Source organism: Rhizobacter sp. P2_H3 (genome assembly GCF_056403355.1).
In genome coordinates this window covers 19,298-41,951 of the sequence record NZ_JBFUFQ010000001.1, presented here as the reverse complement: position 1 = coordinate 41,951, position 22,654 = coordinate 19,298, and the positions used below count along the sequence as shown (strand labels likewise).

Below are 22,654 nucleotides of genomic sequence, written 5' to 3'. Positions count from 1 at the left end.
GTACGCGGTCCTACAACGCAACAGGGCCCGGCATCCCGCCTTTGGAGGGTGCGCCGCCGACCGTTCATCCTTCAAGTTGACGACGGCGCGTTGACGGTGCGCGACAGCGTCGCTAGGATCGCCGTCTTTCCAGCCCTGCCTGCCCGTCCGATGCGCCGCTGAGCCTTTCCTTCGAACGCCGTTCCACGCCCCCTTGAGGCGGCGTGGCGTGCCTGCTTCTTCGGAAGCTTCCTTGGAAAGCCAGCCATGTCATCGATCTCCACGGGCCCGCGTCCGTCCGGGGCGCATCCGCCCGCCCCGTCTTCCGTTCCTGCTTCTTCCGTTCCTGCTTCCTCCTTCGCGTTCCAGCTGCGCGACGTGCAATGGCGCACGCCCGACGGCCGCGCGCTGTGGTCGACCCCGCTGTCGCTGTCGATCGGGCCCGGGCGGCTCGGCATCGTCGGGCGCAACGGTGCCGGCAAGAGCGTGCTGGTGCAGCTGCTGACCGGCGGCCTCGCGCCTTCGGGCGGCCGCGTCGAACGCGCCGGCCGCGCGCACCTCGTGTCCCCGCCGCTGCTCGCGCACGACCCGCGGCGCGTGGCCGATGCGATGGGCCTGGCCGCGGCGCTCGCGGCGGTCGAGCGCCTCGCGGCGGGCCTTGCGACGGCCGACGACCTGCTGCTCGCGGACGGCCAGTGGGACCTGCCGGCGCGCACCGCGCAGGCGCTGGCCGACGCCGGGCTGCCCGGTGTCTCGCCCGACACGCCGATGGCCGTGCTGAGCGGCGGCGAGCGCATGCGCGTCGCGCTGGCCGGCGCGATGGCGGCCGAGGCCGACTGCCTGGTGCTCGACGAGCCGAGCAACCACCTCGATGCACCGGCGCGTGCGTGGCTGCAGCGCTGGCTGCGCCAGTGCCAGCGCCCAGTGGTGCTGGTGAGCCACGACCGGCAACTGCTGCGTGCGGTCGACCGCATCGTCGAGCTCGGGCCGCGCGGCCTGTCGGTCTACGGCGGCGACTACGGCCTGTACGTCGCGCAGCGCGATGCGCAGGCGGCGGCGGCCGGCGCGGCGCTCGCCCATGCGCGCAACGAGCGCGACACCGCGCTGGCCCGGCTGCGCCGCGAGCACGCTGCGCGGCAGCGCAAGCAGTCGCAGGCGCGCCGCAACGCCCGCAGCGCGAACCTGTCGGCGATCACGATCAACGGCATGCGCGAGACGGCCGAGGCGACGAACGCGCGCGACGTGAAGCGCGACGCCGGCACCCGCCACGCGCTCGACGCTGCGGTGCGCGATGCCGCCCGGCGCGTCGCGCAGGAGCCGGCGGTGTTCGTCGCGCTGCCGGCCAGCCGCGTCGTGCCCGGCAAGCTGGTGCTGCGCCTCGACGACCTGCAGCTGCCGCACGGTGAAGCGCCGGTGAGCGACGCGTCGTTCAGCGGCCCGGTGCGCATCGCGCTGACCGGCCCGAACGGCTGCGGCAAGAGCACGCTGCTGCGGGTGATCGCCGGCCTGCTGCCGCCGGCCGCGGGCAGCGCGACGCTGCATGTGCCGTTCGCGGTGCTCGACCAGGACGCCGCGGCCGCGCTGCCGGCGCAGCGCACGCTGCTGGAACACCTGCGCGATCTCGACAGCCCGCTGCCGCCCGCCGAGTTGCGCACGCGCCTGGCCCAGCTGCGCCTGGGTGCGGTGCACGTCGAGCTGCCGATGGGCGCGCTGAGTGCGGGCGAGCGCCTGAAGGCCGCGCTCGCCTGCGCGCTGTGGCGCGGCCAGCCGGCCTGCCTGCTGTTGCTGGACGAGCCGACCAACCACCTCGACCTCGACAGCACGCTGGAACTGCAGCGCGCGCTGCAGGGCTTCGAGGGCGCGCTGCTGGTGGCGAGCCACGATGCGGAGTTCATCGAGGCGCTGCGACCGAGCCACCGCTGGCAGTGGCCGTCGTGACGGCCGCGAAGATGGCGCCTGCGCCGCCTCGACGTCCGGATTCGTGGGGTATTCGACCGACGCCGGGCGCGGCGCGCGGCCATCCTGGCGTCCGCATGTGGCCGTCGCCACGAAGCAGGAGCCAACGTGAAAGTGAATGGAACCCGGCGCAGCGCCGATGTCGACGGCGACACGCCGGTGCTGTGGGTGTTGCGCGACGTGCTCGGCATGACCGGCACCAAGTTCGGCTGCGGCGCAGGCCTGTGCGGCGCCTGCACGGTGCACGTCGACGGTGTGCCCACGCGCTCGTGCATCACCAGCGTCGAATCGGTCGGCCGGGCCGACGTGACGACGATCGAGGCACTGGCCGGCACCCGCATCGGCCGCGCGCTGCAGCAGGCATGGCGGGACCTCGAGGTCGTGCAGTGCGGCTACTGCCAGTCGGGCCAGCTGATGTCGGCCGCGGCCTTGCTGGCGGCGAACCGTGCGCCGAACGACGCCGACATCGACGCCGCGATGAGCGGCAACCTGTGCCGCTGCGGCACCTACCCGCGCATCCGCGACGGCATCCATGCCGCGGCACGCGCCTTGTCGAAAGGCGCATGACATGACAACGCACCTCGACGACGCGACGCTGTCGCGCAGAGACTTCCTCAGCATCGGCGCCGCCGCCGGCGGCGGGCTGCTGGTCGGCGTGAGCCTGGGCACGGCCGGCCCGGCGCGCGCGGCCCAGGCCGCGGCAGCGTTCGCGCCGAACGCCTTCGTGCGGATCGCGCCCGACGGCCAGGTCACCGTCACGATGGGCTACATCGAGATGGGCCAGGGCACCTACACCAGCGTGCCGATGCTGATCGCCGAGGAGCTCGAGGTCGAGCTCGCGACGATCCGCGTGGCGCACGCGCCGCCCGACGACACGCTGTACGGCAACCCGCTGCTCGGCTTCCAGGTGACCGGCGGCTCGACGACGATCCGCGCGGCCTTCGGGCCGCTGCGCCGGGCCGGCGCGGTCGCGCGCACGCTGCTCGTGCAGGCGGCGGCGCAGCGCTGGTCGGTGGAGCCGTCGGCCTGCCATGCCGAGCGCGGCCAGGTGGTGCATGCGGCGAGCGGCCGCCGCCTCGGCTACGGCGCGCTGACCGCGAGCGCGGCACTGCTGCCCGAGCCGAAGGAGGTGGTGCTGAAGCCGGCCTCGGCATTCCGGCTGATCGGCACGCCCGCCCATCGGCTGGACACGCCCGACAAGGTGAATGGCCGCGCGCGCTACGGCATCGATGCCCAGGTCCCCGGCATGAAGATCGCGACGCTCGCGCAATCGCCGGTGCCGGGCGGCCGGCTGCGCCGCGTCGACGAGCGCGCGGCGCTGAAGGTGCGCGGCGTGCGCCGCATCGTGACGCTGGACGATTGCGTCGCGGTGGTCGCCGACCACATGGGCGCCGCGAAGAAGGGGCTGGCCGCCCTCGCGATCGAATGGGACGACGGCCCGCACGCGACGCTCGCCACCGCCGACATCGTCGAATCGATGCGCGTGGCCTCGCTGCAACCCGGCGCCACCGTGCGCCACGACGGCGATGCCGCGGCCGCGCTGGCCGCTGCCGCGACGCGGCTGGAGGCGGTGTACGAGGTGCCCTTCCTCGTGCACGCCGCGATGGAGCCGCTGAACTGCACGGTGCACGTGCGCCCCGACGGCTGCGACGTGTGGGTCGGCACGCAGGTGCTGTCGCGCGCGCAGGCCGCGGCCGCGCAGGTGACCGGACTGCCGCTGGACAAGGTGAAGGTGCACAACCACCTGCTGGGCGGCGGCTTCGGGCGCCGGCTGGAGGTGGACAGCATCACGCGCGCGGTGCAGATCGCCAAGGCGCTCGACCACCCGGTGAAGGTGATCTGGACGCGCGAGGAAGACACGCAGCACGACATGTACCGGCCCTACTTCTTCGACCGCGTCGCCGCAGGGTTGGATGCGCAGGGCCGGCCGGTGGCGTGGACGCACCGGCTGACCGGCTCGTCGATCCTGAAGCGCTGGGCGCCGCCGCTCTACAACAACGGCTTCGACCCCGAGACCATCGACGGCGCCGCGCACCCGCCGTATGCACTCGCGAACATCCACGTCGACTACGTGAACCACGAGCCGCCGATCCCGACCGCGTTCTGGCGCGGCGTGGCGCCGACGCACAACGTGTTCGTCGTCGAGAGCTTCATCGACGAGCTGGCCGCGGCCGCGAAGGCCGACCCGGTGGCCTACCGGCTCGACCTGCTGCAGCACAACCCGCGCGCGAAGGCGGTGCTCGAGCTGGCGGCGCAGAAGGCCGGCTGGGGCCGGGCGCTGCCGGCACGGCACGGCCGCGGCGTGTCGCTGCAGTTCGCGTTCGGCACTTTCCTGGCGACGGTCGCCGAGGTGGCGGTCGCGGCCGACGGCAGCGTCGCCGTGCAGCGCGTGGTGTGCGCGGTCGATGCCGGCGTGATCGTCAACCCGGACACCGTGCGCGCCCAGCTGATGGGCGGCGTGATCTTCGGGATCTCGGGCGCGCTGTGGGGGCAGGCGACGCTCGCGAACGGGCGCATCGAGCAATCCAACTTCCACGACGTGCGGGTGGTGCGGATGAACGAAGCGCCCGCGATCGAGGTGCACCTGGTCGCGAGCGGCGAGGCACCCGGCGGCATGGGCGAGCCCGGCACCTCGGGCCTCGCGCCGGCCGTCACCAACGCGATCTTCGCGGCCACCGGCCGGCGCTTGCGCAAGCTGCCGGTGGACGCGGCGGCGCTGGCGTCAGCCTGACGCGTCCGTCACCGGGGAGCGGGCTCGGCGGCCGAGGCGGCAGGCTCCACCGGGCCGACGGTGCGCGTGACGAGCTCGCGGTAGATGCCACCCGCAGCGGCGCTGCCGCTGGTCGTCCCTTGGCCGCGCATGCGCGCTTCGCAATCCGCGCGGTCCTCCATCGGCAACGCGGCGCAACGCCGGGTCGCGTTGCGGGCCAGGCTGGGGTCCGGCTCCGGCAGGCGGCCGCCCTGTGCCGCGGCCAGTGCGGCGCGCGCTTCCTGCATGCAGGTCGCACGGTCCTGGTTCGAGCGGCCGCTGTTGCAGACGGCGCTGTCCTGCTCGAAGCGGGCACGGGCGGTCTGCTGGGCCGTCCTGTCGGCGGCCATGGCGGCGGAGACGCTCAGCACGATCAGCGGCGCCAGCGCGAACGAGCGCAACACGGTGGGCAACATGGTGGAAGTCTTCATGAACGGCTCCTTCAAGCGGTGGATCGCTGAAGTCTGTTCATCCTCGAGGCCGCAGTCTGTCGGACGGCGGGCCGAACGGAACGCAGGATCCGCCTACGCGGCTTGCTTACCTTGCGTTGCCGTTGGCCGCGCCGGATGCGGGAAAATCGCCGGATGCGAATCACCACCCCCCTGACTGCCACCGTCTTCGCTGCGCTGCTCGCCACCCAGGCGATCCCCGGCAGGGCGGCCACTCCCACCGCCAGCGCGACGCTGCTCGCCCGCTCCACGCTGCTCGGCGTGCAGAGCGCGATGCGCGAAGCCCGCCAAGGCGGCAAGATCACCGTCGACGCCGCCACCTGCGTCCAGTCGCTGCAACCCGGCGCGCTGGTCCCCGTCTTCGAGACCGCCGTGAAGGACAACTGGAGCGCGGCCGAGATCGATGCGATCGAGGCCTTCCTCGCGACGCCGGCCGGCCGGAAGTACGCCGAGCGCAGCGTGACGCAGGCCCGGCTCGATGCCGGCGAGACGCTGACGGCACCGATCGCCGAGTACACCGAAGAAGAGATTGCCGCGGTCGACCGCTTTCGCAAGACGCCGGCCGGCGCGCAGCTGATGGCGCGCAGCGAGTTCGCGAAGTCGTCGTCGCGCCAGGCGATCCAGTCACGCCTGCTGGAACTGCTGACCGGCTGCCGCGCGGTGCCCTGAGGGCTCAGCTCACTTCGGCCGCTTCAGCACCTGGAGGCTGCGCGCCGCGGCCTGCAGCCCCGGCTCGACCTTCGCCAGGTCGACCCGTTCGCTGAAATGCCGCTGCAGCGGCGTCAGCTCCGCGCGGCGCTTCAGCGCGATGCCGCGCGCGGTGCCGGTGATCGCATTGAAGATCGATTCGCAGGCCGGGCCCCAGGCCCGCGCCTCCTGCAGCAGTTCGCCCACCGCCAACTGCGCCGACGCGCCGGGCAGGCCGGTCGTCACGACGCGCAGCCACTGGCCGATTTTCGCCGCGAGCACGTCGCTGCGCAGCGATCCGGCCACGCACAGCACCAGCAACGATTGCGCTTCGAAGCGCTGCGGGCCGGCGCTGCGTTGCAATGCAAGCAGCGCCTCGTCGAACGCGGGCGCCTGCAGCCGGCGCGGATCGACACGGGCGGTGCCGGGCTCGAACGGCCCGCCGTCGATGTGCGTCACGTCGAGGTCGCTCTCGCGCAGCCTCAGTTCCACGCCTCGGGCGCCGCTGCCCGGCTGCACGCGAACCTGGAAGCCCGCATCGCCCGCGCGGCAGACGCGGTAGAAGCCGTTGTCGGCCCGGATCAGGTGCGTGTCTTCGGTGACCGCCTCGCGGATCTTGCGGACCTGCTCCGCCCAGTCGGGCGCCATGCGCAGCGTGAACATCATCCCGTTCCCCTTTTTTTTGCGATACCTTGCGGTCCTGTTCTGTGTCCACGGACCTGAACGGCGATTGTGGTGGAGCTTGCATGACAGTTGCTCAAACCCGCCCATCAGGGTGAGGGGGACCGCCACTCCCCTCGTTGGGGGGAAGGGCCGCGAATGCGCGTTCGTCCTACACGCCGACGGGCGCTGCGGCGCAGCAGCGCGCTGCTGCGGACTCCTATGCTCGCCGCATGAAGACCTTGTCGTGCGAGCGCTGCGGACTGCGCGTGTTCTTCGAGAACGTGGCCTGCGAGCGCTGTGGCGCCGTGCTCGGCTTCGTGCCGGATGAGCTGGCGATGGGCGCGTTCGAGATCGCGGCCGACGGCCACTGGAACCGCTTGCGCGAAGGCGCCGCGGCCCAGCGCCCTTGCCACAACTACACCAGCGCGCAGGCCTGCAACTGGATGGTGCCGGCCGCAAGCGACGCGACGCTGTGCACCTCGTGCCAGACCACGCACATCCTGCCGGCGCTCAGCGAACCGGACAACCTGCTGTCGTGGCAACGCATCGAGCAGGCCAAGCGCCGGCTGGTGTACAGCCTGTTGTCGCTCGGCCTGCCGGTGCGCAGCAAGGCCGTCGATCCCGAGCAAGGCGTGTGGTTCGAGTTCCTCGCGGAGATGCAGCCCGGCCAGCGCGTGATGACCGGCCACGACAACGGCACCATCACGCTGAACGTGCGCGAAGCCGACGATGCGCAGCGCGAGAAGACGCGCACCGAGATGCACGAGCCCTACCGCACGCTGCTTGGTCACTTCCGGCACGAGATCGGGCACTACTACTGGGACCTGCTGGTCGACGGCACGCCGTGGCTGGACGAGTTCCGCGCGTTGTTCGGCGACGAGCGCGCCGACTACGCGCAGGCGCTGCAGGCCCACTACGGCGCGCCGCCCGCCGACTGGCCGCAGCAGTTCGTCAGCGCCTACGCGAGCGCGCACCCGTGGGAGGACTGGGCCGAATGCTGGGCCCACTACCTGCACGTGCAGGACGGCCTGGAAACCGCCTCGGCCTGGGGCCTGCAGCTCGCATCGCCGGGTGGCGAGCCGGTGCGCGCGGCGGCCCTGGAGCCGCGCGACGACGCCCTCGAGCCGGCCCTGATCGAACGCTGGCTGCCGATCTCGCAGTTCATCAACGCGATGTCGCGCAGCCTCGGCTCGCACGACGCCTACCCCTTCGTGATGCCCGAGCCGGTGGTGCGCAAGCTGGCGTTCGTGCACCGCGTCGTGACGGCGGCCGGGGCGCCTGGCGCACGGCGCTGACACGCTGCCCGCTGGATTGCCCTGCCGCAGCGTGGGGTTTTCGGAGCCGGGTCCGGGCGCCCCGCACATCACGCAACTCATAATGTTGCATGAAACGAGACAGCAAGCTTTCCGGCGTCCTGCACGTGCTGTTGCACATGGCCGAGCAGGACGGGCCAGCCACCTCCGAATCGCTCGCCGGCGCGATGCAGACGAATCCCGTGGTCGTGCGCCGGCTGATGACGGGGCTGCGTGAAGCCGGCTTCGTCGCGTCGGCCAAGGGGCACGGCGGCGGCTGGGTGCTGTCGTGCCCGCTGCACGAGGTGACGCTCGGCGACATCCATGCGGCGCTCGGCTCGCCTGGGTTGCTCGCGTTCGGCAACCGCACCGAAAGCCCCGGCTGCCTCGTCGAGCAGGCGGTCAACGCCGCGCTCGACCACGCCTGCCAGGAAGCCGAGGCGCTGCTGCTGGCACGGCTCGGCCAGGTGACGCTCGCCGACCTGTCGAACGATTTCCACCGCCGGCTGAAAGCCACCGGCCACACGATGAAGGACTTCCACCATGCCCATTGAAACCCTCGATGCATCCCTTGACGCCGTCGTGATCGGCGGCAGCTTCGCCGGCCTGTCGGCCGCGCTGCAGCTGGCGCGCGCCCGCCGCACGGTCGCGGTGGTCGACGACGGCGCACCRCGCAATCGCTTCGCGGCCCGGTCGCACGGCTTCTTCGCGCAGGACGGCACGCCGCCGCTGCAGCTGATCGCTGCCGCACGCGAACGCGTGCAGGCCTACCCGACGGTGCAGTTCGTCAGCGGCCGCGCGCTGCGCGCACGCCGGGACGGTGATGGCGATGGCGGCCGGCAGTTCAGCGTGTCGCTCGACGACGGCCGCACGCTCGCCGCGCGCCGGCTGCTGCTGGCGATCGGCGTGCAGGACACCTTCCCCGACATCGACGGCCTCGCGCCGCGCTGGGGCGTGAGCGTGCTGCACTGCCCGTACTGCCACGGCTACGAAGAGGCCGGGCGGCGCCTCGGCGTGCTGTCGGCCGGACCGGCCTCGGTGCACCATGCGCTGCTGATCAAGGAGTGGGGGCCGACGACGCTGCTGCTGAACGGGCAGCAGCTCGACGACGACGAGGCCGGGCGGCTGCGTGCGCACGGCGTCGCGATCGAGCCCGCCGTGGTGCAGGCCCTCGAAGGGCCGCTGCCGCGGCTCAGCGCGGCGCGCCTCGCGGACGGCCGCTCGCTGCCGCTGGACGCGCTGTTCGTCGCGCCGCGCGTGCGCATCGGCCACGAGCTGGTCGACTCGCTGGGCTGCGAGCTCACCGACGGCCCGTTCGGCCCGATGCTGCGCGTCAAYGACATGAAGCAGACCAGCGTGCCCGGCGTCTACGCGGCCGGCGATGCGGCCCACCTGCGCCACAACGCCACCTTCGCGTCGGCCGATGGCGTGCTGGCCGGCGTCTCGCTGCACCACTCGCTGATCGCCGGGCTGGGCGCCTGACGTGGGCGATTGACGTGGGCGATTGACGGGTGCCGCGTGGCGGTGTCGAATGCGCGCCATCTTCACCCCCCCTGGAGCACCGCGTGCCCATCGATGATCGTGATGCCGGTCCGGCGCAGCACGCCTTGTCCGGCCTGTGGCAGCAGGCCGGCCTGCCGGCGGCGGCGCTCGATCACATCGAAGCGCCCGGCGATGCCCCGGTGCTGCCGAGCAGCTTCGCCGTCGCCGATGCGATCCAGGCCAGCATGGCCGCTGCCTCCGGCGCGGCCGCCGAGCTGTGGCACCTGCGCCATGGGCGCCGGCAGCGCGTGCTGGTGCCGCGAGAGAACGCCGTGCTGGAGAGCTGCGCGCACTTCACGCTCGACGGCCGCGCCCTGCATCTCTGGGACAAGCTGTCGGGCCTGTACCGCTGCGGCGAGGCGCTCGGCGAGCCGGGCTGGGTGCGCCTGCACGCGAACTTCGCGCATCACCGTGACGGCGCGCTGAAGCTGCTCGGCTGCCCGACCGGCGACGCCACCGAGCGCCCCGCCGTCGAGCAGGCCTTGCGCAGCTGGCGCGCCGAGGAGTTCGAAGACGCGGCGGCGCAGGCCGGCCTGGTGGTCGCCGCGCTGCGCAGCGTCGACACCTGGGACCGGCATCCGCAAGCCCTGGCGCTGGCCGGCCAGCCGGCGGTGCGCATCGAACGCCTCGGCGACGCAGCCCCGCGCGAATGGACCCACGCCGCCGACACCGATCGCCCGCTGCACGGCCTGCGCGTGCTCGACCTGACGCGCATCCTCGCCGGCCCGGTGGCCGGCCGCACGCTCGCGGCCTACGGTGCCGAGGTGCTGCTGCTGAATTCGCCCCACCTGCCCAACATCGACGCGATCGCCGAGACCAGCCGCGGCAAGCGCTCGGCCCACCTCGACCTGCGCAGCGGCGCGGGGCGCGAGCGACTGCAGGAGCTGCTGGCCGATGCGCATGTCTTCGTGCAGGGCTACCGTCCGGGCGGCCTGCAGGCGCTGGGCTTCGGGCCGGAGCAGCTCGCCGCGCTGCGGCCGGGCATCGTCGCGGTGTCGCTGTCGGCCTACGGATCGACCGGCCCGTGGTCGACGCGGCGCAGCTTCGATTCGCTGGTGCAGACCGCCACCGGCTTCAACGACGCCGAGGCACGCGCCGCCGGCGCCGCGAAGCCGCAGGCCCTGCCGCTGCAGGCGCTGGACTACGCGGCAGGCTACCTGCTGGCCTTCGGCGCGCAGGCCGCGCTGTGGCGCCAGGCGCGCGAAGGCGGCAGCTGGCATGTGCAGGTGTCGCTGGCGGGCGTCGGGCAGTGGCTGCGGTCGCTCGGCCGGGTCGACGGCGGACTGAAGGCGCAAGCGCCCGACATCACGCCCTTCCTCGTCAGCGAACCGTCGGGCTTCGGTCGCCTCGTCGCAGTGCGCCATGCGCCGCAGTTCTCTGAAACGCCGCCGCTGTGGCGCTGGCCGTCGATGCCGCCGGGCTCGCATCCAGCCGCGTGGGCTTGAATCCGATCGCCGGGTTCAGCCCTCGTCGTCCGCCGCCGCCTTGAACTGCCCCGGCGTCAGGCCGTTGCGCTGCAGCAGCCGGTAGAACTCGGTGCGGTTGCGGTCGGCCAGCCGCGCCGCGTCGGCGGCGTTGCCATCGGTCAGCTTCAGCAGGCCGACCAGGTAGTCGCGCTCGAAGCGCTCGCGCGCCTGCGCGTAGGTCAGCACCTCGACCGACGGCACGCGCAGCGCGCGCTGCACCAGCGTCAGCGGGATCAGCGGCGTGGTCGTCAGCGCGCACACCTGTTCCACCACGTTGTGCAGCTGGCGCACGTTGCCGGGCCAGCTCGCGGTGGTCAGTGCCTTCATCGCCTCGGGCGCGAAGCCGTTGAAGCGCTTGCCGTACTTCTCGCCCAGCTTCGCGAGGAAGTGGTTCACCAGCAGCGGGATGTCGTCGCGCCGTTCGGCCAGCGTCGGCAGGTGCAGCGACACCACGTTGAGCCGGTAGTACAGGTCTTCGCGGAACTGGCCCTCGGCCATCGCCGCATCGAGGTCGCGGTGCGTGGCCGACAGGATGCGCACGTCCACCGGCACCGCCTGGCTCGCGCCGACCGGCCGCACCGAGCGCTCCTGCAGCACGCGCAGCAGCTTGACCTGCAGCGCCGGCGGCATGTCGCCGATCTCGTCGAGGAACAGCGTGCCGCCGTCGGCCGTGACGAACAGGCCGCGGTGGTTCGCGACCGCGCCGGTGAACGAGCCCTTCACGTGGCCGAACAGCTCGGATTCGAGCAGCGCCTCGGGGATCGCGCTGCAGTTCACCGCGACGAACGGCTTCGCGGCACGCGCGCTCGCGCGGTGGATGGCCTGCGCGAGCAGCTCCTTGCCGCTGCCGCTCTCGCCGCGGATCAGCACGCTCGCATCGGACGCGGCCACCATCTTGGCCTCGCCGAGCAGCTCGGTCATCGGGCCGGAGCGGCTGACGATCGCGGCACGCCAGGCGCCGTCGCCATCCTCGGCGTGCGGCAACGGCGGCGCGAGCGCCAGCGCCTGGTTCACCTTGTCGAGCAGCGCCTTGCCGTCGAACGGCTTGGTCAGGTAGCTGAAGACGCCGCGTGCGGTGGCCTCGACCGCATCGGGGATGGTGCCGTGCGCCGTCAGCAGGATCACCGGCAGCGCCGGATGGCGCGCGCGGATCTCGTCGAACAGCGCGAGGCCGTCGCGCCCCGGCAGCTGCACGTCGCTCACCACCAGCTGCGGCCGCGCGACCGCCAGCTGCGTCAGCGCCGCCTCGGCCGACTCGACCGAGGTCACGCGGTGGCCGGCCGCGCCGAGCCGCATCGACAGCAGCTTCAGCAGGTCGGGGTCGTCGTCGACAAGCAGGATGTTGGCCATGCGGCGGGGGCCCTCAGGGCGCCTTCGGTGCCGCGGGGGCGGAGGCGGCGGCCGGCGCCGGCAGCGGCGTCACCGGCACCGCGCTCGCGCCCGGCCCGGGGCGGGTCGTCATGCTGCGCTCGATCGCCTTCAGCGCCTCGAGCTTCTCGTTGAGCTGCTGCAGCGTGCGCTGCTGCTCGCGGCGCTGCGTGGCCTCGCGGTTGAACGCGTCTTCCAGCCGGCGCTGCTCGGCGATGCGCGCGAGCAGCAGGCGCGCCATCGGCTGCCACGGCTGCAGTTCGGCGGCACCGGCCTTCACGACCGATTCGAGCAGCTGCTGCGCGCGTGCCACGTCGCCGCCGTTGTGCTGCTGCGAGAGCGCGAGCGCCAGTTCGAGCACCGCGCCGGTCGGCGCCGCGGCGCTGTTCGCGCTGACGATCGCGTTCAGGCGCGTGATCTCGTTGCCGAGGTCGGCCGCCGACATCTGACGCAGTTGCTCGTGGTAGCCGAGGATCTGCCGCGACACCTGGTCGGCCGGCTCGACCGGCGCCGGCACCAGGATCACGACGGCCGACGCGGCCGGGGCCGGGGCGAGCACCGGCGCCGAGGCGGCGGGCGCGGGTGGCGGCAGTTCGGCGGGCGGCGTCACGCAGGCCGCCAGCAGCAACGTGCCGAGCCAGGCGGGAGCGCAACGGAGGGCAGGACTAACGCGCATGGGGCAATTCGATGTGAAAGTGAGCGCCGCCGGGGCCGCCGTCGTCCATCAGTTCGACCTGGCCGCCGTGGGCCGTGACGTACTCGTGCACGATGGACAGCCCGATGCCGCTGCCGCGCACCGCGTCGCCCGGCTGGCGTTCGCCGCGGTAGAAGGGCTCGAACACGCGCGCCCGGTCGGCCGCCGCAACGCCCGGGCCCTGGTCGACGATGTCGATGCAGGCACGGCCGGGCACGCGGGTCACGGAAAAACGGATGGTAGCGCCCGCGGGGCTGAAGCGTATCGCGTTCGACAAAAGGTTACCCAGCGCCGCGCCGAGCTTGTCGGCATCGACCTCGGCGACGAGCGGCTCGCCCTCCACCAGCACCGCGAGCTGGCGTGCCTGCCACTGCAGCCGCTGCTGGGCGACCAGGTCCTTGATCAGCGCAGTGAGCTCGGTCTTGCGCCGCACCAGCTGGCGGGCCTCGAACGCGGCGGCGTTGAAGCGCAGCAGGTCCTCGATCTGGCTCTGCAGCACGTGGGTGTTCTGGCGCAGGATGCGCGCGACCTCGCGCTGGTTCTCGCTCAGCTCGCCGGTGACGCCGTCTTCGAGCAGCGAGACGCCTTCGCGCAACGCGGCCAGCGGCGTCTTCAGCTCGTGCGAGACATGGCGCAGGAAACGCGACTTGTCGGAATCGAGTTCGGCCAGCCGCAGCCGCAGCCATTCGAGGCGGCGGCCGAGCAGGCGCACGTCGGTCGGGCCGCGGATGTCGATCGGCTGGTCGAGCCGGTTCTCGCCGAGGCTGACGACGGCGCGCTCCAGGTGCTTCAGCGGCCGCGCGAGCCACAGGCCGAAGCCGAGCGCCATCACGATCGAGATGCCGATCGCCGCGAGGATCTGCCGGCCGAGCTGGGTGCGGCCGGCCTCCAGCTCGCTCATCAGCACCTGGTTGCGGGTCTCGGTGGCCAGGCGCACCTGCTCGGCGATCGTGGCGTTGATCGACTCGAGCTCCCGGAATGCGGTGGTCACGGTGACCTCGCGCAGCCGGATCGCCGGATCGGGGCCGCTCAGCTGGGCCTCGATGTCGGATTCGGTGGCGCGCCAGTCGGCCGCCAGGTTCGACGGGATGCGGTTGTCGGCGAGGCGGGCGAGCGCCGAGGTGGCGTCGCGCGCGGCCTCCTCGAAGCGCTGGCGCAGCACCGGGTCGTCGAGCACCAGGTACTGGCGCGCGGCGCGTTCCATCGCGACGGTGCGCTCGGCCAGCACCTGCGCATCGGCGGTGTGCGCGACGGCCTGGCGCGCGCCCTCGCTGCTCTGGCGCAGCAGGCCTTCGAGCTGGAACAGGCCGCGCAGCGAGGCCGCGCTGAGCAGCGCGGCGATCAGCAGGAAGGCGACGAGCAGCAGCTGGCGGAAGGAGTAGCGGTTGAGGCTGAACATCAGCGGGGGATTGTGCCCGCCCCGATCAGTCGAACACCGGCAGCGCGTCGTCCTTCAAGGTGCCACGCACCTGCTCGAAGTCGGGCATCACCGAGCGCACCACGTCCCAGAAGCGCGGGCTGTGGTTCATCTCGCGCAGGTGCGCCAGCTCGTGTGCCACCACGTAGTCGATGCTCGGCATCGCGAAGTGGATCAAGCGCCAGTTCAGCCGGATCCGGCCGTCGGCGCTCGCGCTGCCCCAGCGCGTCTGCGCCGACGACAGGCTCAGCCGCGTGTAGCGCACGTTCAGCTGCGCCGCGAAATGCCGGCAGCGGTCTTCGAAGATGCGCCGCGCCTGCCGCTGCAGCCAGCTCTGCACCGCGTCGCGGATCTGCTCCGGCGTCGCGGTCTGCGGCAGCCCGACGTGCAGCGTGAGCCGCGGCACGCCCGGCAGCGCGGCCGCATCGGTGTTCAGGATGGCACCGGTGGCACGCGGATCCAGCACGACGATCACCGTCTCGCCGAGGAACGGGATGCCGGTGCCGTCGCGCCAGTCGACGCGGGCGGCCTGCAGCCGCTGCGCGCGCTGCTGCTGCTCGCCGAGCTTGCGCAGGATCCAGCCGGCCTTCTCGCGCAGCGCCGATTCGATGTCCTGCTGGCCGACCCATTTCGGCGCCGCCACGCTCAGGCCCTCGGTGCCGACGACGAAGCCGATGCTCTGGCGGCGCGCGCGGCGCAGCGCATAGCCGACCAGGTGGTCGTTCAGGCGGATCTCGCGCTGGGCCTGCGGATGGCGGAAGACCGCGGGCTGCAGGCTGGAGACGGGCGCAGGGGCGACGGGCGGTGGTGCCGCAGGGGCATCGACGACCGGCATGCGCGGCAGCGAGGGCCAGAGGGCCGCGGACACTGCCGGGGGCGACTCATCGAACAGCGACAGCTGTGGTTCTTCGGGGCCCGGCGCGCGTCGAGTCATGGGCCGCGATTCTAAGGGCGAGCTACGAAGGCGTGTACGCCCCGGGGTCGATGCGCCGCATCTCCCCTTCGATCCAGCCCTCGACCTCGCGCATCAGCTCGTCGGCCTCGCGCCCGGCCGGCGCGATCGGCTTGCCGATCGACACGGTGATCAGGCCCGGCCGCACCAGGAACGATTTGCGCGGCCAGCAACTGGCCGAATTGACGGCGATCGGCACCACCGGCGCGCCGGTCGCCACCGCGAGCCGCGTGCCGCCGGTCTTGTAGGTGCCCTGCTGGCCGCGCGTGATGCGCGTGCCCTCGGGGAACATGATGACCCAGTTGCCCTGCGCCATGAAGCGCTTGCCCTGCTCGGCCACGCGGTTCCAGGCCTCCGCGCGCTTGCTGCGGTCGATGTGCACCATGTCGAGCCGCGCCATCGCCCAGCCGAAGAACGGGATGTACAGCAGCTCGCGCTTGAACACGTAGCACAGCGGGCGCGGCATCAGCGTCGGGAACGCGAAGGTCTCCCACGTGGACTGGTGCTTGGACAGCAGGATGGCCGGGCCGTCGGGCAGGTTCTCCATGCCCTTCACCTCGTAGCGCACGCCGCAGATGAAGCGGCAGCCGGTGATCGCGATGCGCAGCCAGAAGGTGGTGAACCAGAACAGCGGCGTGCCGCGGATGAAGATCGACGCGATCAGCGAGAACACCGCCCACGGGATCACGGTGGCCGCCATCCACAGCACGAACAGCAGCGAACGCAGCGCCGCAATGAATTTGGACATCAATCGAGCCTTCCGAATCCGGAGTCGGTCTTGCCGGAGGCGCCGCGCAGCGTGCGCTCCTGCTGGRTCATGTATTCGGCGAACGCCGTCAGGTCGTCATGCACCTGCAGGCCGGGCACCTTCTCGTGCAGCTGCGCGAGCTGCGCCTCGTCGAGCGCAGCGCTCTTGCCGGTGCGCACCAGGTGCGGCGGGCAGCCGGCGGCCACCGCCGCCTCGAGGTCGCGCAGCGAATCGCCGACCACCGGCACGTTCGCCAGATCGGCGCCGAAACGCTCGCCGATCTGCAGGTACAGGCCGGGCAGCGGCTTGCGGCAATCGCACTGGTCTTCGGGCGTGTGCGGGCAGAAGAACACCGCGCTGACACGCCCGCCGACGCGCGCGAGCTGCACGTTCATCTTCGCGTGCATCAGGTTCAGCGTCGCCATGTCGAACAGGCCGCGGCCCAGGCCCGACTGGTTGGTCGCGATCACCGTCTGCCAGCCGGCGTGGTTGAGCCGCGCGATCGCCTCGAGCGCCCCCGGCATCGCCACCCACTCGTCGACCGTCTTGACGAAGTCGTCGCGGTCTTCGTTGATGGTGCCATCGCGGTCGAGGATGATCAGGTTCATGGCATCGGACCTCTGGGGGCGAGCTTCACGCGGCATGGTTCACACCGCGAGCCGGGAGAGGTCGGCGACGCGGTTCATCGCACTGCGCAGGATCGCCAGCAGGCCGAGCCGGTTGACGCGGATCTTCGGATCGTCGGCGTTCACCATCACCTGGTCGAAGAACGCGTCGACCGGCGCCTTCAGCGCCGCGAGCGCCTGCAGCGAGGCGGTGAAATCGCGCCGGTCGAAGGCGGGCCGGGCGATCCGCTCGATGTCGACCAGCGCGGCGTGCAGCGCCTTCTCCGCCGGGTCGGTGAACAGCGCCGCATCGACCTGCTCGGCGACCTCGCCGTCGGCCTTCTTCAGGATGTTGCTGACCCGCTTGTTGGCGGCCGCCAGCGATTCGGATTCGGGCAGCGCGGCGAATGCGCGCACGGCCGCCAGCTTCTTGCCGACGTCGCCGAGCTCCTTCGGCCGCAGCGACAGCACGGCGTCGACCTGCTGCGCCGTCGCGCCCTGTTCGCGCAGCGCGCCGGCCAGGCGCTCGTAGATGAAGTCGCTCAGCGCGGCGCTGGCGTCGGTGATCCTGTCGCCGAACGCCTGCGCCGCGTCGTGCAGCAGCTTGTCGAGCGGCAGCGCGAGCTGGCGTTCGCTCAGCAGCCGGATCACGCCGAGTGCATGGCGGCGCAGCGCGAACGGATCCTTGTCGCCGGTGGGCAGCTGGCCGATGCCGAACAGTCCGACCAGCGTCTCCAATTTGTCGGCCAGCGCGACGATCTCGCCGACCTGGCCGCGCGGCAGTTCATCGCCGGCGAAGCGCGGCTTGTAGTGGTCTTCGATCGCGAGCGCGACCTCGTCGGCCTCGCGATCGTGGCGCGCGTAGTAGCCGCCCATGATGCCCTGCAGCTCGGGGAACTCGCCGACCATGTCGGTCAGCAGGTCGGCCTTGGCGAGCAGCGCGGCGCGGTCGGCCTGCGCCACGTCGGCACCCAGCTGCTTCGCGATGCCCGCGGCGATCGCCCGCACCCGCTGCACCCGCTCGCCCTGCGAGCCCAGCTTGCCGTGGTAGACCACCTTGTCCAGCCCGCCGACCCGATCGGCCAGCGACTTCTTGCGGTCCTGGTCGAAGAAGAACTTCGCATCGGCCAGCCGCGGGCGCACCACGCGCTCGTTGCCGCCGGTCACGCGGCTCGCATCGGCCGGGCGGATGTTGCTGACGACCAGGAACTGGTTGGTCAGCTTGCCGGCCGCGTCGAGCAGCGGGAAGTACTTCTGGTTGGCCTTCATCGTCAGGATCAGGCATTCCTGCGGCACGTCGAGGAACTCCGGCTCGAAGCGGCACAGCAGCACGTTCGGCCGCTCGACCAGCGCGGTCACCTCGTCGAGCAGCGCCGCGTCGTCGATCGGCTGCAGCCCCTGCTGCTTCGCCGCATGATCCAGCTGGCGCACGATCTCGGCATGGCGCGCCGCGAAGCTCGCGATAACCGCGCCCTGCTCTTCGAGCTGGCGCGCGTAGTGGTCGGCATCCTGCAGCACCACCGGCTCGACCGCCGCCTCGAAGCGGTGGCCGCGCGTCTCGCGGCCCGACACCAGGCCGAACGCCCGCAGCGGCACCACGTCGGCACCGTGCAGCGCGACCAGGCCGTGCACCGGGCGCACGAAGTTCACGCTGCTCCAGCCGTCGTCCAGCTGGTACTGCATCACCTTGCGGATCGGCAGGCCGGCCAGGGCCTCGTCGAGTGCCCCTTGCAGGCCCTCGGCCAGCATCGGCCCCTTGACGAGGCTGTCGTAGAACAGCGCCTCGGCCTTGCCGTCGGGCTGGCGCTTGAGCTGCGGCAGCACCGACGCATCGGCGCCGACGCTCGCGAGCTTCTTCAGCAGCGCCGGCGTCGGCTGGCCGTCGGCGGCGAGGCCCACGCTGACCGGCATCAGCTTCAGCGACACAGCGCGGTCGTCGGCCTGCGCGCGCACCGCGCTGACGTGCACCGCGAGGCGGCGCGGGGTGGCGTACGAGGTGGTTGCGGAATGATCGGTGGCCAGGCCGCGCGTCTTCAGCCCGGCGGACAGCGTCGCGGCGAAGGCCTCGCCGAAGCGCTTCAGGTCCTTCGGCGGCAGTTCCTCGACGAACAGCTCGACCAGCAGGTTGTGGGTGCTCATATCGCTCAGGCCGCCTTCTTCTTGTTCAGTTGCTCGATCACCTCGTCGGCCCAGGCCTTGGGCGCCATCGGGAACCCGAGGCGCGCACGGCTGTCGAGGTAGCTCTTCGCGACGGCACGCGCCAGGTTGCGGATGCGGCCGATGTAGGCGGCGCGCTCGGTGACGCTGATCGCGCCGCGCGCGTCCAGCAGGTTGAAGGTGTGGCCGGCCTTCAGCACCTGTTCGTAGGCCGGCAGCGCGAGCTGCTGCGCCATCAGGTAAGTGGCCTGCTTCTCGTGCGCCGCGAAGGCCTGCAGCAGGAAGTCGACGTCGCTGTGCTCGAAGTTGTAGGTGCTCTGCTCGATCTCGTTCTGCAGGTAGACGTCGCCGTAGCTCAGCGTGTCGGTCCACTTCAGGTTGTAGACGTTGTCGACGCCTTGCAGGTACATCGCCAGGCGCTCCAGCCCGTAGGTGATCTCGCCGGTGATCGGCTTGCAGTCGATGCCGCCGACCTGCTGGAAGTAGGTGAACTGCGTGACCTCCATGCCGTTCAGCCAGACCTCCCAGCCGAGGCCCCAGCAGCCGAGCGTCGGATTCTCCCAGTCGTCCTCGACGAAGCGCACGTCGTTGGCCTTCAGGTCGAAGCCGAGCGCTTCGAGCGAGCCGAGGTACAGCTCGAGGATGTTGGCCGGCGCCGGCTTCAGCACGACCTGGTACTGGTAATAGTGCTGCAGGCGGTTCGGGTTCTGGCCGTAGCGGCCGTCCTTCGGGCGGCGGCTGGGCTGCACGTAGGCCGCCTTCCAGGGTTCCGGGCCGAGCGCGCGCAGGAAGGTGGCGGTGTGGCTGGTGCCGGCGCCGACCTCCATGTCGTAGGGCTGCAGCAGCGCGCAGCCTTGGCGGTCCCAGTAGTCTTGCAGGCGCAGGATGATTTGCTGGAAGGTCAGCATAGGGGTTCGATAGTGGAAGAGACGCCGCGTTGGGTGAACGCGGAACTGGCGATTCTAGGCGGCGCGCCTGCGTGGAAGGCGCGTGCGGGGAGGCTGTGGCTCGCCGGCCGGGTCGGTCATCGCCCCTGGGGGCGATGACTTCCCTCCGCTGACTGGTTTCGCGGCCCGTCGCCGAAACTCCCGCCACTCACTTCGTTCGTTGTGGTCAAACAGTCGGCGACAGTCAGTGCACGAAGCGCGCTGACGCGCGCGGGCCGCGAAACCAGCCAGCTCCGGCGACCCGTCCTGATTGGCGCTCCACAGCCTCCCCGCACGCGCCTTCTGCCACCACCCTGCCTTTTGGGAGGTGACAAGCGAACAAATGAGGTTTGAGCCCGGGTTGTCACCCGGGCGCGCCAGGCGCTTCTTCTACGCATCAAGCCACTGGTTCGGCAAAGGCACGGGCCAATATGCCAGCAGCACCTACGAACGGCGCAGGGGGACCACGATCACCAGCGACAACAGCGCGCCAACGAGCAGCGGCCACAGCCAGAAGCGCGCCGCCCAGCTCGCGTACGGCGTCATTCCCTCGCGGCCCTCGACCGGCGCCTGCAACACCCCCGTCGTCAGCGGCGGCAGCTGGTGCGTGACCCGCCCGGTGTGGTCGATCACCGCCGTCACGCCAGTGTTCGTCGCGCGCAGCATCGGCCGCTGGAACTCGATCGCCCGCATGCGCGAGATGTTCAGGTGCTGCGCCAGCGCGATGGTGTCGCCGAACCAGCCGATGTTGCTGAGGTTCGCGAAAATGGTCGGCGCCCGCTCCGGCTCGCGGAAATGCGCCGCCAGCTCCTCGCCGAACAGATCCTCGTAGCAGATGTTGGGCGCGATGCGCTGGCCCTTCACCTCGAACGACGGCGCCCCCACCGGGCCGCGGTTGAAGTCGCCCAGCGGGATGTTCATCAGCTCGGTGAACCAGCGAAAGCCGGTCGGGATGAACTCGCCGAACGGCACCAGGTGGTGCTTGTCATAGCGGTAGAAGCCGCCCGGCCACTTGGCCGTCTCGCGCGACAGCCCGACCGCCGAGTTCGTGTAGCCGGCCTCGAAGCTGCCCAGCGGAACGCCGATCAAGGCCGCCCGGTCGCCATGCTGGAAGCCGGCGGCCAGCGTGGCCCAGTAGCCCTCGGGCAACTGGTCGGGCAGCAGCGGCACGATGGTCTCGGGCGCGAGGATCAGGTCGCCGCGCGCCGACTGCAGCGTGGTCGCCGCCCACACCAAGGCCTGCGGCAGCTTGTCCTCGGCGAATTTCTCGTCCTGCGCGACGTTCGACTGCAGCAACGACAACTGCAGGCTGCCGCTGCCGCGCGTGAAATTGACCGGCTGCATCGCGGCCAACCCGCCGACCACCGCGACGCTCGTGATGACACCCAGCCCGCCCGGCCCGACGCCGTTGCGCAAGCCGATCACCGCCAGCGCGCCGAGCAGCGCCGCCACCCAGCCGATGCCGTGCACGCCGATCCACGGCGCCAGCAGCGCGAGCGGGCTGTCGACGTGCGAATACCCCGAGGCCGCCCACGGGAACCCGGTGAACAGCAGCCCGCGCGCCAGCTCGGCCAGCAGCCAGCAGGCGGCGAACACCAGCGCATCGACGACCAGCACGTTGCGCCGCAGCACGCCGAACAGCGCCATCGCCGCCGCGAAATACAGCGCCAGGAAGGCCGACAGCGCCACCACGGCAGCGCCCGCCATCCAGGCCGGCAGGCCGCCGTAGCGGTGCATGCTGACGTAGAGCCAGAACGTGCCGGCCACGAACCAGGCCGTCGCGAACGCCCAGCCGAGCAGCGCCGCCCGGCGTGGCGAGGCCCGACTGACGCGGAACGCGAGGCCGGCGACCGCCAGCAGCTGCAGGATCCACGCGTGCGTCCAGGTCGCGGCCAAGCTGTGCACGCCGCCGAGCACCAGCACCATCAGCAGGTCCAGGCCGAGGAACATGTTCTCGGAGGCGCCGACCTCGCGGCGCGCGCTGCGACGGCCCTTGCCGGGCCCAGGCGCCGCCGCCTGCGGCACCGCCCTAGGCACCGTCTTCACCCACGGCCGCCTCGGGCGCGCGCGTCACCTTGAACCAGCGCACCGCACCGCCGCGCGTCAGCATCACCGTGAAAATGAGGCTGCCGACCGGCACCGCCTCGCCGCGCCGCGGCACCCGGCCCAGTTCCTGGGCGACCAGGCCGCCGATGGTGTCGAAATCGTCCAGCGGCAGCACCTCGCCGAACGATTCGTTGACCGCCTCGATCGTGGTGTCGCCAGCCACCCGGTGGCTGCCGTCGGCCAGCGTGTAGATGCCGGATTCGCCGTCCTTCTCGTCGAATTCGTCCTCGATCTCGCCGACGATCTCTTCCAGCACGTCCTCGATCGTGATCAGCCCGGCGGTGTTGCCGAACTCGTCGATCACGATCGCCAGGTGGTTGCGGTTGGAGCGGAAATCGCGCAGCAGCTCGTTCAGGCCCTTCGATTCGGGCACGAACACCGCCGGGCGCAGCAGCGTACGCAGGTTCAGTTCGGGCGCCCGCTGCAGCTTCAGCAGGTCTTTCGCCATCAGCGTGCCGACGATGTTCTCGCGCTGGCCCTCGAAGACCGGGAAACGGGAGTGGCCGGTGCCGATCACGAGCGCCAGCAGTTCGTCGTACGGGGACTCGATGTCGAGCAGGTCCATGCGCGGGGCGGCCACCATCGCGTCGCCGGCGGTCAGGTCGGCCATCCGGATCACGCCCTCGAGCATCATCCGCGACTCGGGAGCGATCAGCTCGCGGTTCTCCGCGTCGGCCAGCGTGGAGATCAGCTCGTCCTTGGAGTCGGGGCCGGGCGACATGAATTCCATCAGCCGCTCGAACAGGCCGCGCTTGTCCGCGGGAGCGGGGTGCTTGTCGGCGCCTCTGGAAGATCGACTCGGGTGGGGGTCTGACATCGCGCCGGGGCGAGAGTTCTACAGGGTCAAAAGCTTACTCGAAGCAGGGAGTCACACTGGCTTGACACATCTGATACCTTG

At 71.6% G+C, this 22,654-nt stretch carries 20 protein-coding genes; 8 read left to right on the top strand and 12 right to left on the bottom strand.

Features of this window, described 5'->3' with window-relative positions; translation table 11 throughout:
- Positions 1-246 precede the first annotated feature (246 nt).
- The 3 genes from AC1D1T_RS00180 (at position 247) to AC1D1T_RS00170 (ending at position 4,666) form a co-directional block, all read left to right on the top strand.
- Positions 247-1,917: an ATP-binding cassette domain-containing protein gene (locus tag AC1D1T_RS00180; protein ID WP_477828311.1), complete on the top strand. Its 1,671-nt coding sequence runs from the start codon at positions 247-249 to the stop codon at positions 1,915-1,917.
- Positions 1,918-2,043: 126 nt separating this feature from the next.
- Complete coding sequence (locus AC1D1T_RS00175) at positions 2,044-2,502, top strand: (2Fe-2S)-binding protein (RefSeq protein ID WP_477828310.1); 459 nt, start codon at positions 2,044-2,046, stop codon at positions 2,500-2,502.
- Between the two features lies 1 nt (position 2,503).
- On the top strand, positions 2,504-4,666 hold the full coding sequence (locus tag AC1D1T_RS00170) for a xanthine dehydrogenase family protein molybdopterin-binding subunit (protein WP_477991179.1): 2,163 nt from the start codon (positions 2,504-2,506) through the stop codon (positions 4,664-4,666).
- Between the two features lie 8 nt (positions 4,667-4,674).
- Here AC1D1T_RS00170 and AC1D1T_RS00165 read toward each other — a convergent pair whose 3' ends face one another.
- Complete coding sequence (locus AC1D1T_RS00165; RefSeq protein ID WP_477839689.1) at positions 4,675-5,115, bottom strand: hypothetical protein; 441 nt, start codon at positions 5,113-5,115, stop codon at positions 4,675-4,677.
- Positions 5,116-5,268: 153 nt separating this feature from the next.
- On the opposite strand from AC1D1T_RS00165, the gene AC1D1T_RS00160 reads away from it, so the two are divergent.
- The gene (locus tag AC1D1T_RS00160; RefSeq protein ID WP_477827711.1) at positions 5,269-5,802 is read left to right on the top strand and encodes a hypothetical protein; all 534 of its coding nucleotides are present in this window, start codon (positions 5,269-5,271) and stop codon (positions 5,800-5,802) included.
- Positions 5,803-5,811: 9 nt separating this feature from the next.
- Here AC1D1T_RS00160 and AC1D1T_RS00155 read toward each other — a convergent pair whose 3' ends face one another.
- Positions 5,812-6,483 (bottom strand): ribosome-inactivating family protein, encoded by a 672-nt coding sequence (locus tag AC1D1T_RS00155; RefSeq protein ID WP_477991177.1) that lies wholly within the window; start codon positions 6,481-6,483, stop codon positions 5,812-5,814.
- 230 nt (positions 6,484-6,713) lie between these two features.
- Between AC1D1T_RS00155 and AC1D1T_RS00150 the strand changes: the two genes are divergently transcribed.
- The 4 genes from AC1D1T_RS00150 to AC1D1T_RS00135 all read left to right on the top strand — a co-directional run bounded on the left by AC1D1T_RS00150 (position 6,714) and on the right by AC1D1T_RS00135 (position 10,762).
- On the top strand, positions 6,714-7,778 hold the full coding sequence (locus tag AC1D1T_RS00150) for a zinc-binding metallopeptidase family protein (protein WP_477991175.1): 1,065 nt from the start codon (positions 6,714-6,716) through the stop codon (positions 7,776-7,778).
- Between the two features lie 89 nt (positions 7,779-7,867).
- The gene (locus AC1D1T_RS00145) at positions 7,868-8,329 is read left to right on the top strand and encodes an Rrf2 family transcriptional regulator (RefSeq protein WP_465112801.1); all 462 of its coding nucleotides are present in this window, start codon (positions 7,868-7,870) and stop codon (positions 8,327-8,329) included.
- The gene (locus tag AC1D1T_RS00140) at positions 8,319-9,257 is read left to right on the top strand and encodes an NAD(P)/FAD-dependent oxidoreductase (RefSeq protein ID WP_477827534.1); all 939 of its coding nucleotides are present in this window, start codon (positions 8,319-8,321) and stop codon (positions 9,255-9,257) included. Before AC1D1T_RS00145 ends, AC1D1T_RS00140 begins: the two co-directional genes overlap by 11 nt.
- 83 nt (positions 9,258-9,340) lie before the next feature.
- Positions 9,341-10,762 (top strand): CoA transferase, encoded by a 1,422-nt coding sequence (locus AC1D1T_RS00135; RefSeq protein ID WP_477827535.1) that lies wholly within the window; start codon positions 9,341-9,343, stop codon positions 10,760-10,762.
- Between the two features lie 15 nt (positions 10,763-10,777).
- Here AC1D1T_RS00135 and AC1D1T_RS00130 read toward each other — a convergent pair whose 3' ends face one another.
- The 10 genes from AC1D1T_RS00130 to AC1D1T_RS00085 form a co-directional block, all read right to left on the bottom strand.
- Entirely contained in the window at positions 10,778-12,133 is a 1,356-nt protein-coding gene (locus tag AC1D1T_RS00130) for a sigma 54-interacting transcriptional regulator (protein ID WP_047506727.1), read from the bottom strand.
- Between the two features lie 13 nt (positions 12,134-12,146).
- The gene (locus tag AC1D1T_RS00125; protein ID WP_477829452.1) at positions 12,147-12,827 is read right to left on the bottom strand and encodes a hypothetical protein; all 681 of its coding nucleotides are present in this window, start codon (positions 12,825-12,827) and stop codon (positions 12,147-12,149) included.
- Positions 12,817-14,244, bottom strand: a complete 1,428-nt coding sequence (locus tag AC1D1T_RS00120) for a sensor histidine kinase (protein WP_047506725.1) — start codon at positions 14,242-14,244, stop codon at positions 12,817-12,819. The genes AC1D1T_RS00125 and AC1D1T_RS00120 overlap by 11 nt, the downstream gene beginning before the upstream one ends.
- Positions 14,245-14,269: 25 nt before the next feature.
- Complete coding sequence (locus tag AC1D1T_RS00115) at positions 14,270-15,196, bottom strand: M48 family metallopeptidase (RefSeq protein WP_477991172.1); 927 nt, start codon at positions 15,194-15,196, stop codon at positions 14,270-14,272.
- 22 nt (positions 15,197-15,218) lie between these two features.
- The gene (locus AC1D1T_RS00110; protein WP_047506723.1) at positions 15,219-15,962 is read right to left on the bottom strand and encodes a lysophospholipid acyltransferase family protein; all 744 of its coding nucleotides are present in this window, start codon (positions 15,960-15,962) and stop codon (positions 15,219-15,221) included.
- Complete coding sequence (gene gmhB / locus AC1D1T_RS00105; RefSeq protein WP_477991170.1) at positions 15,962-16,570, bottom strand: D-glycero-beta-D-manno-heptose 1,7-bisphosphate 7-phosphatase; 609 nt, start codon at positions 16,568-16,570, stop codon at positions 15,962-15,964. Before gmhB ends, AC1D1T_RS00110 begins: the two co-directional genes overlap by 1 nt.
- A gap of 39 nt (positions 16,571-16,609) precedes the next feature.
- Complete coding sequence (glyS, locus tag AC1D1T_RS00100) at positions 16,610-18,706, bottom strand: glycine--tRNA ligase subunit beta (RefSeq protein WP_477826447.1); 2,097 nt, start codon at positions 18,704-18,706, stop codon at positions 16,610-16,612.
- Between the two features lie 5 nt (positions 18,707-18,711).
- Positions 18,712-19,632 (bottom strand): glycine--tRNA ligase subunit alpha, encoded by a 921-nt coding sequence (glyQ, locus tag AC1D1T_RS00095; RefSeq protein ID WP_047506719.1) that lies wholly within the window; start codon positions 19,630-19,632, stop codon positions 18,712-18,714.
- A gap of 462 nt (positions 19,633-20,094) precedes the next feature.
- Positions 20,095-21,696, bottom strand: coding sequence for an apolipoprotein N-acyltransferase (lnt, locus tag AC1D1T_RS00090; protein ID WP_477991168.1), 1,602 nt, complete (start codon positions 21,694-21,696; stop codon positions 20,095-20,097).
- Positions 21,680-22,573, bottom strand: coding sequence for a CorC family transporter (locus tag AC1D1T_RS00085; RefSeq protein ID WP_477826775.1), 894 nt, complete (start codon positions 22,571-22,573; stop codon positions 21,680-21,682). Before AC1D1T_RS00085 ends, lnt begins: the two co-directional genes overlap by 17 nt.
- Positions 22,574-22,654: the final 81 nt, after the last annotated feature.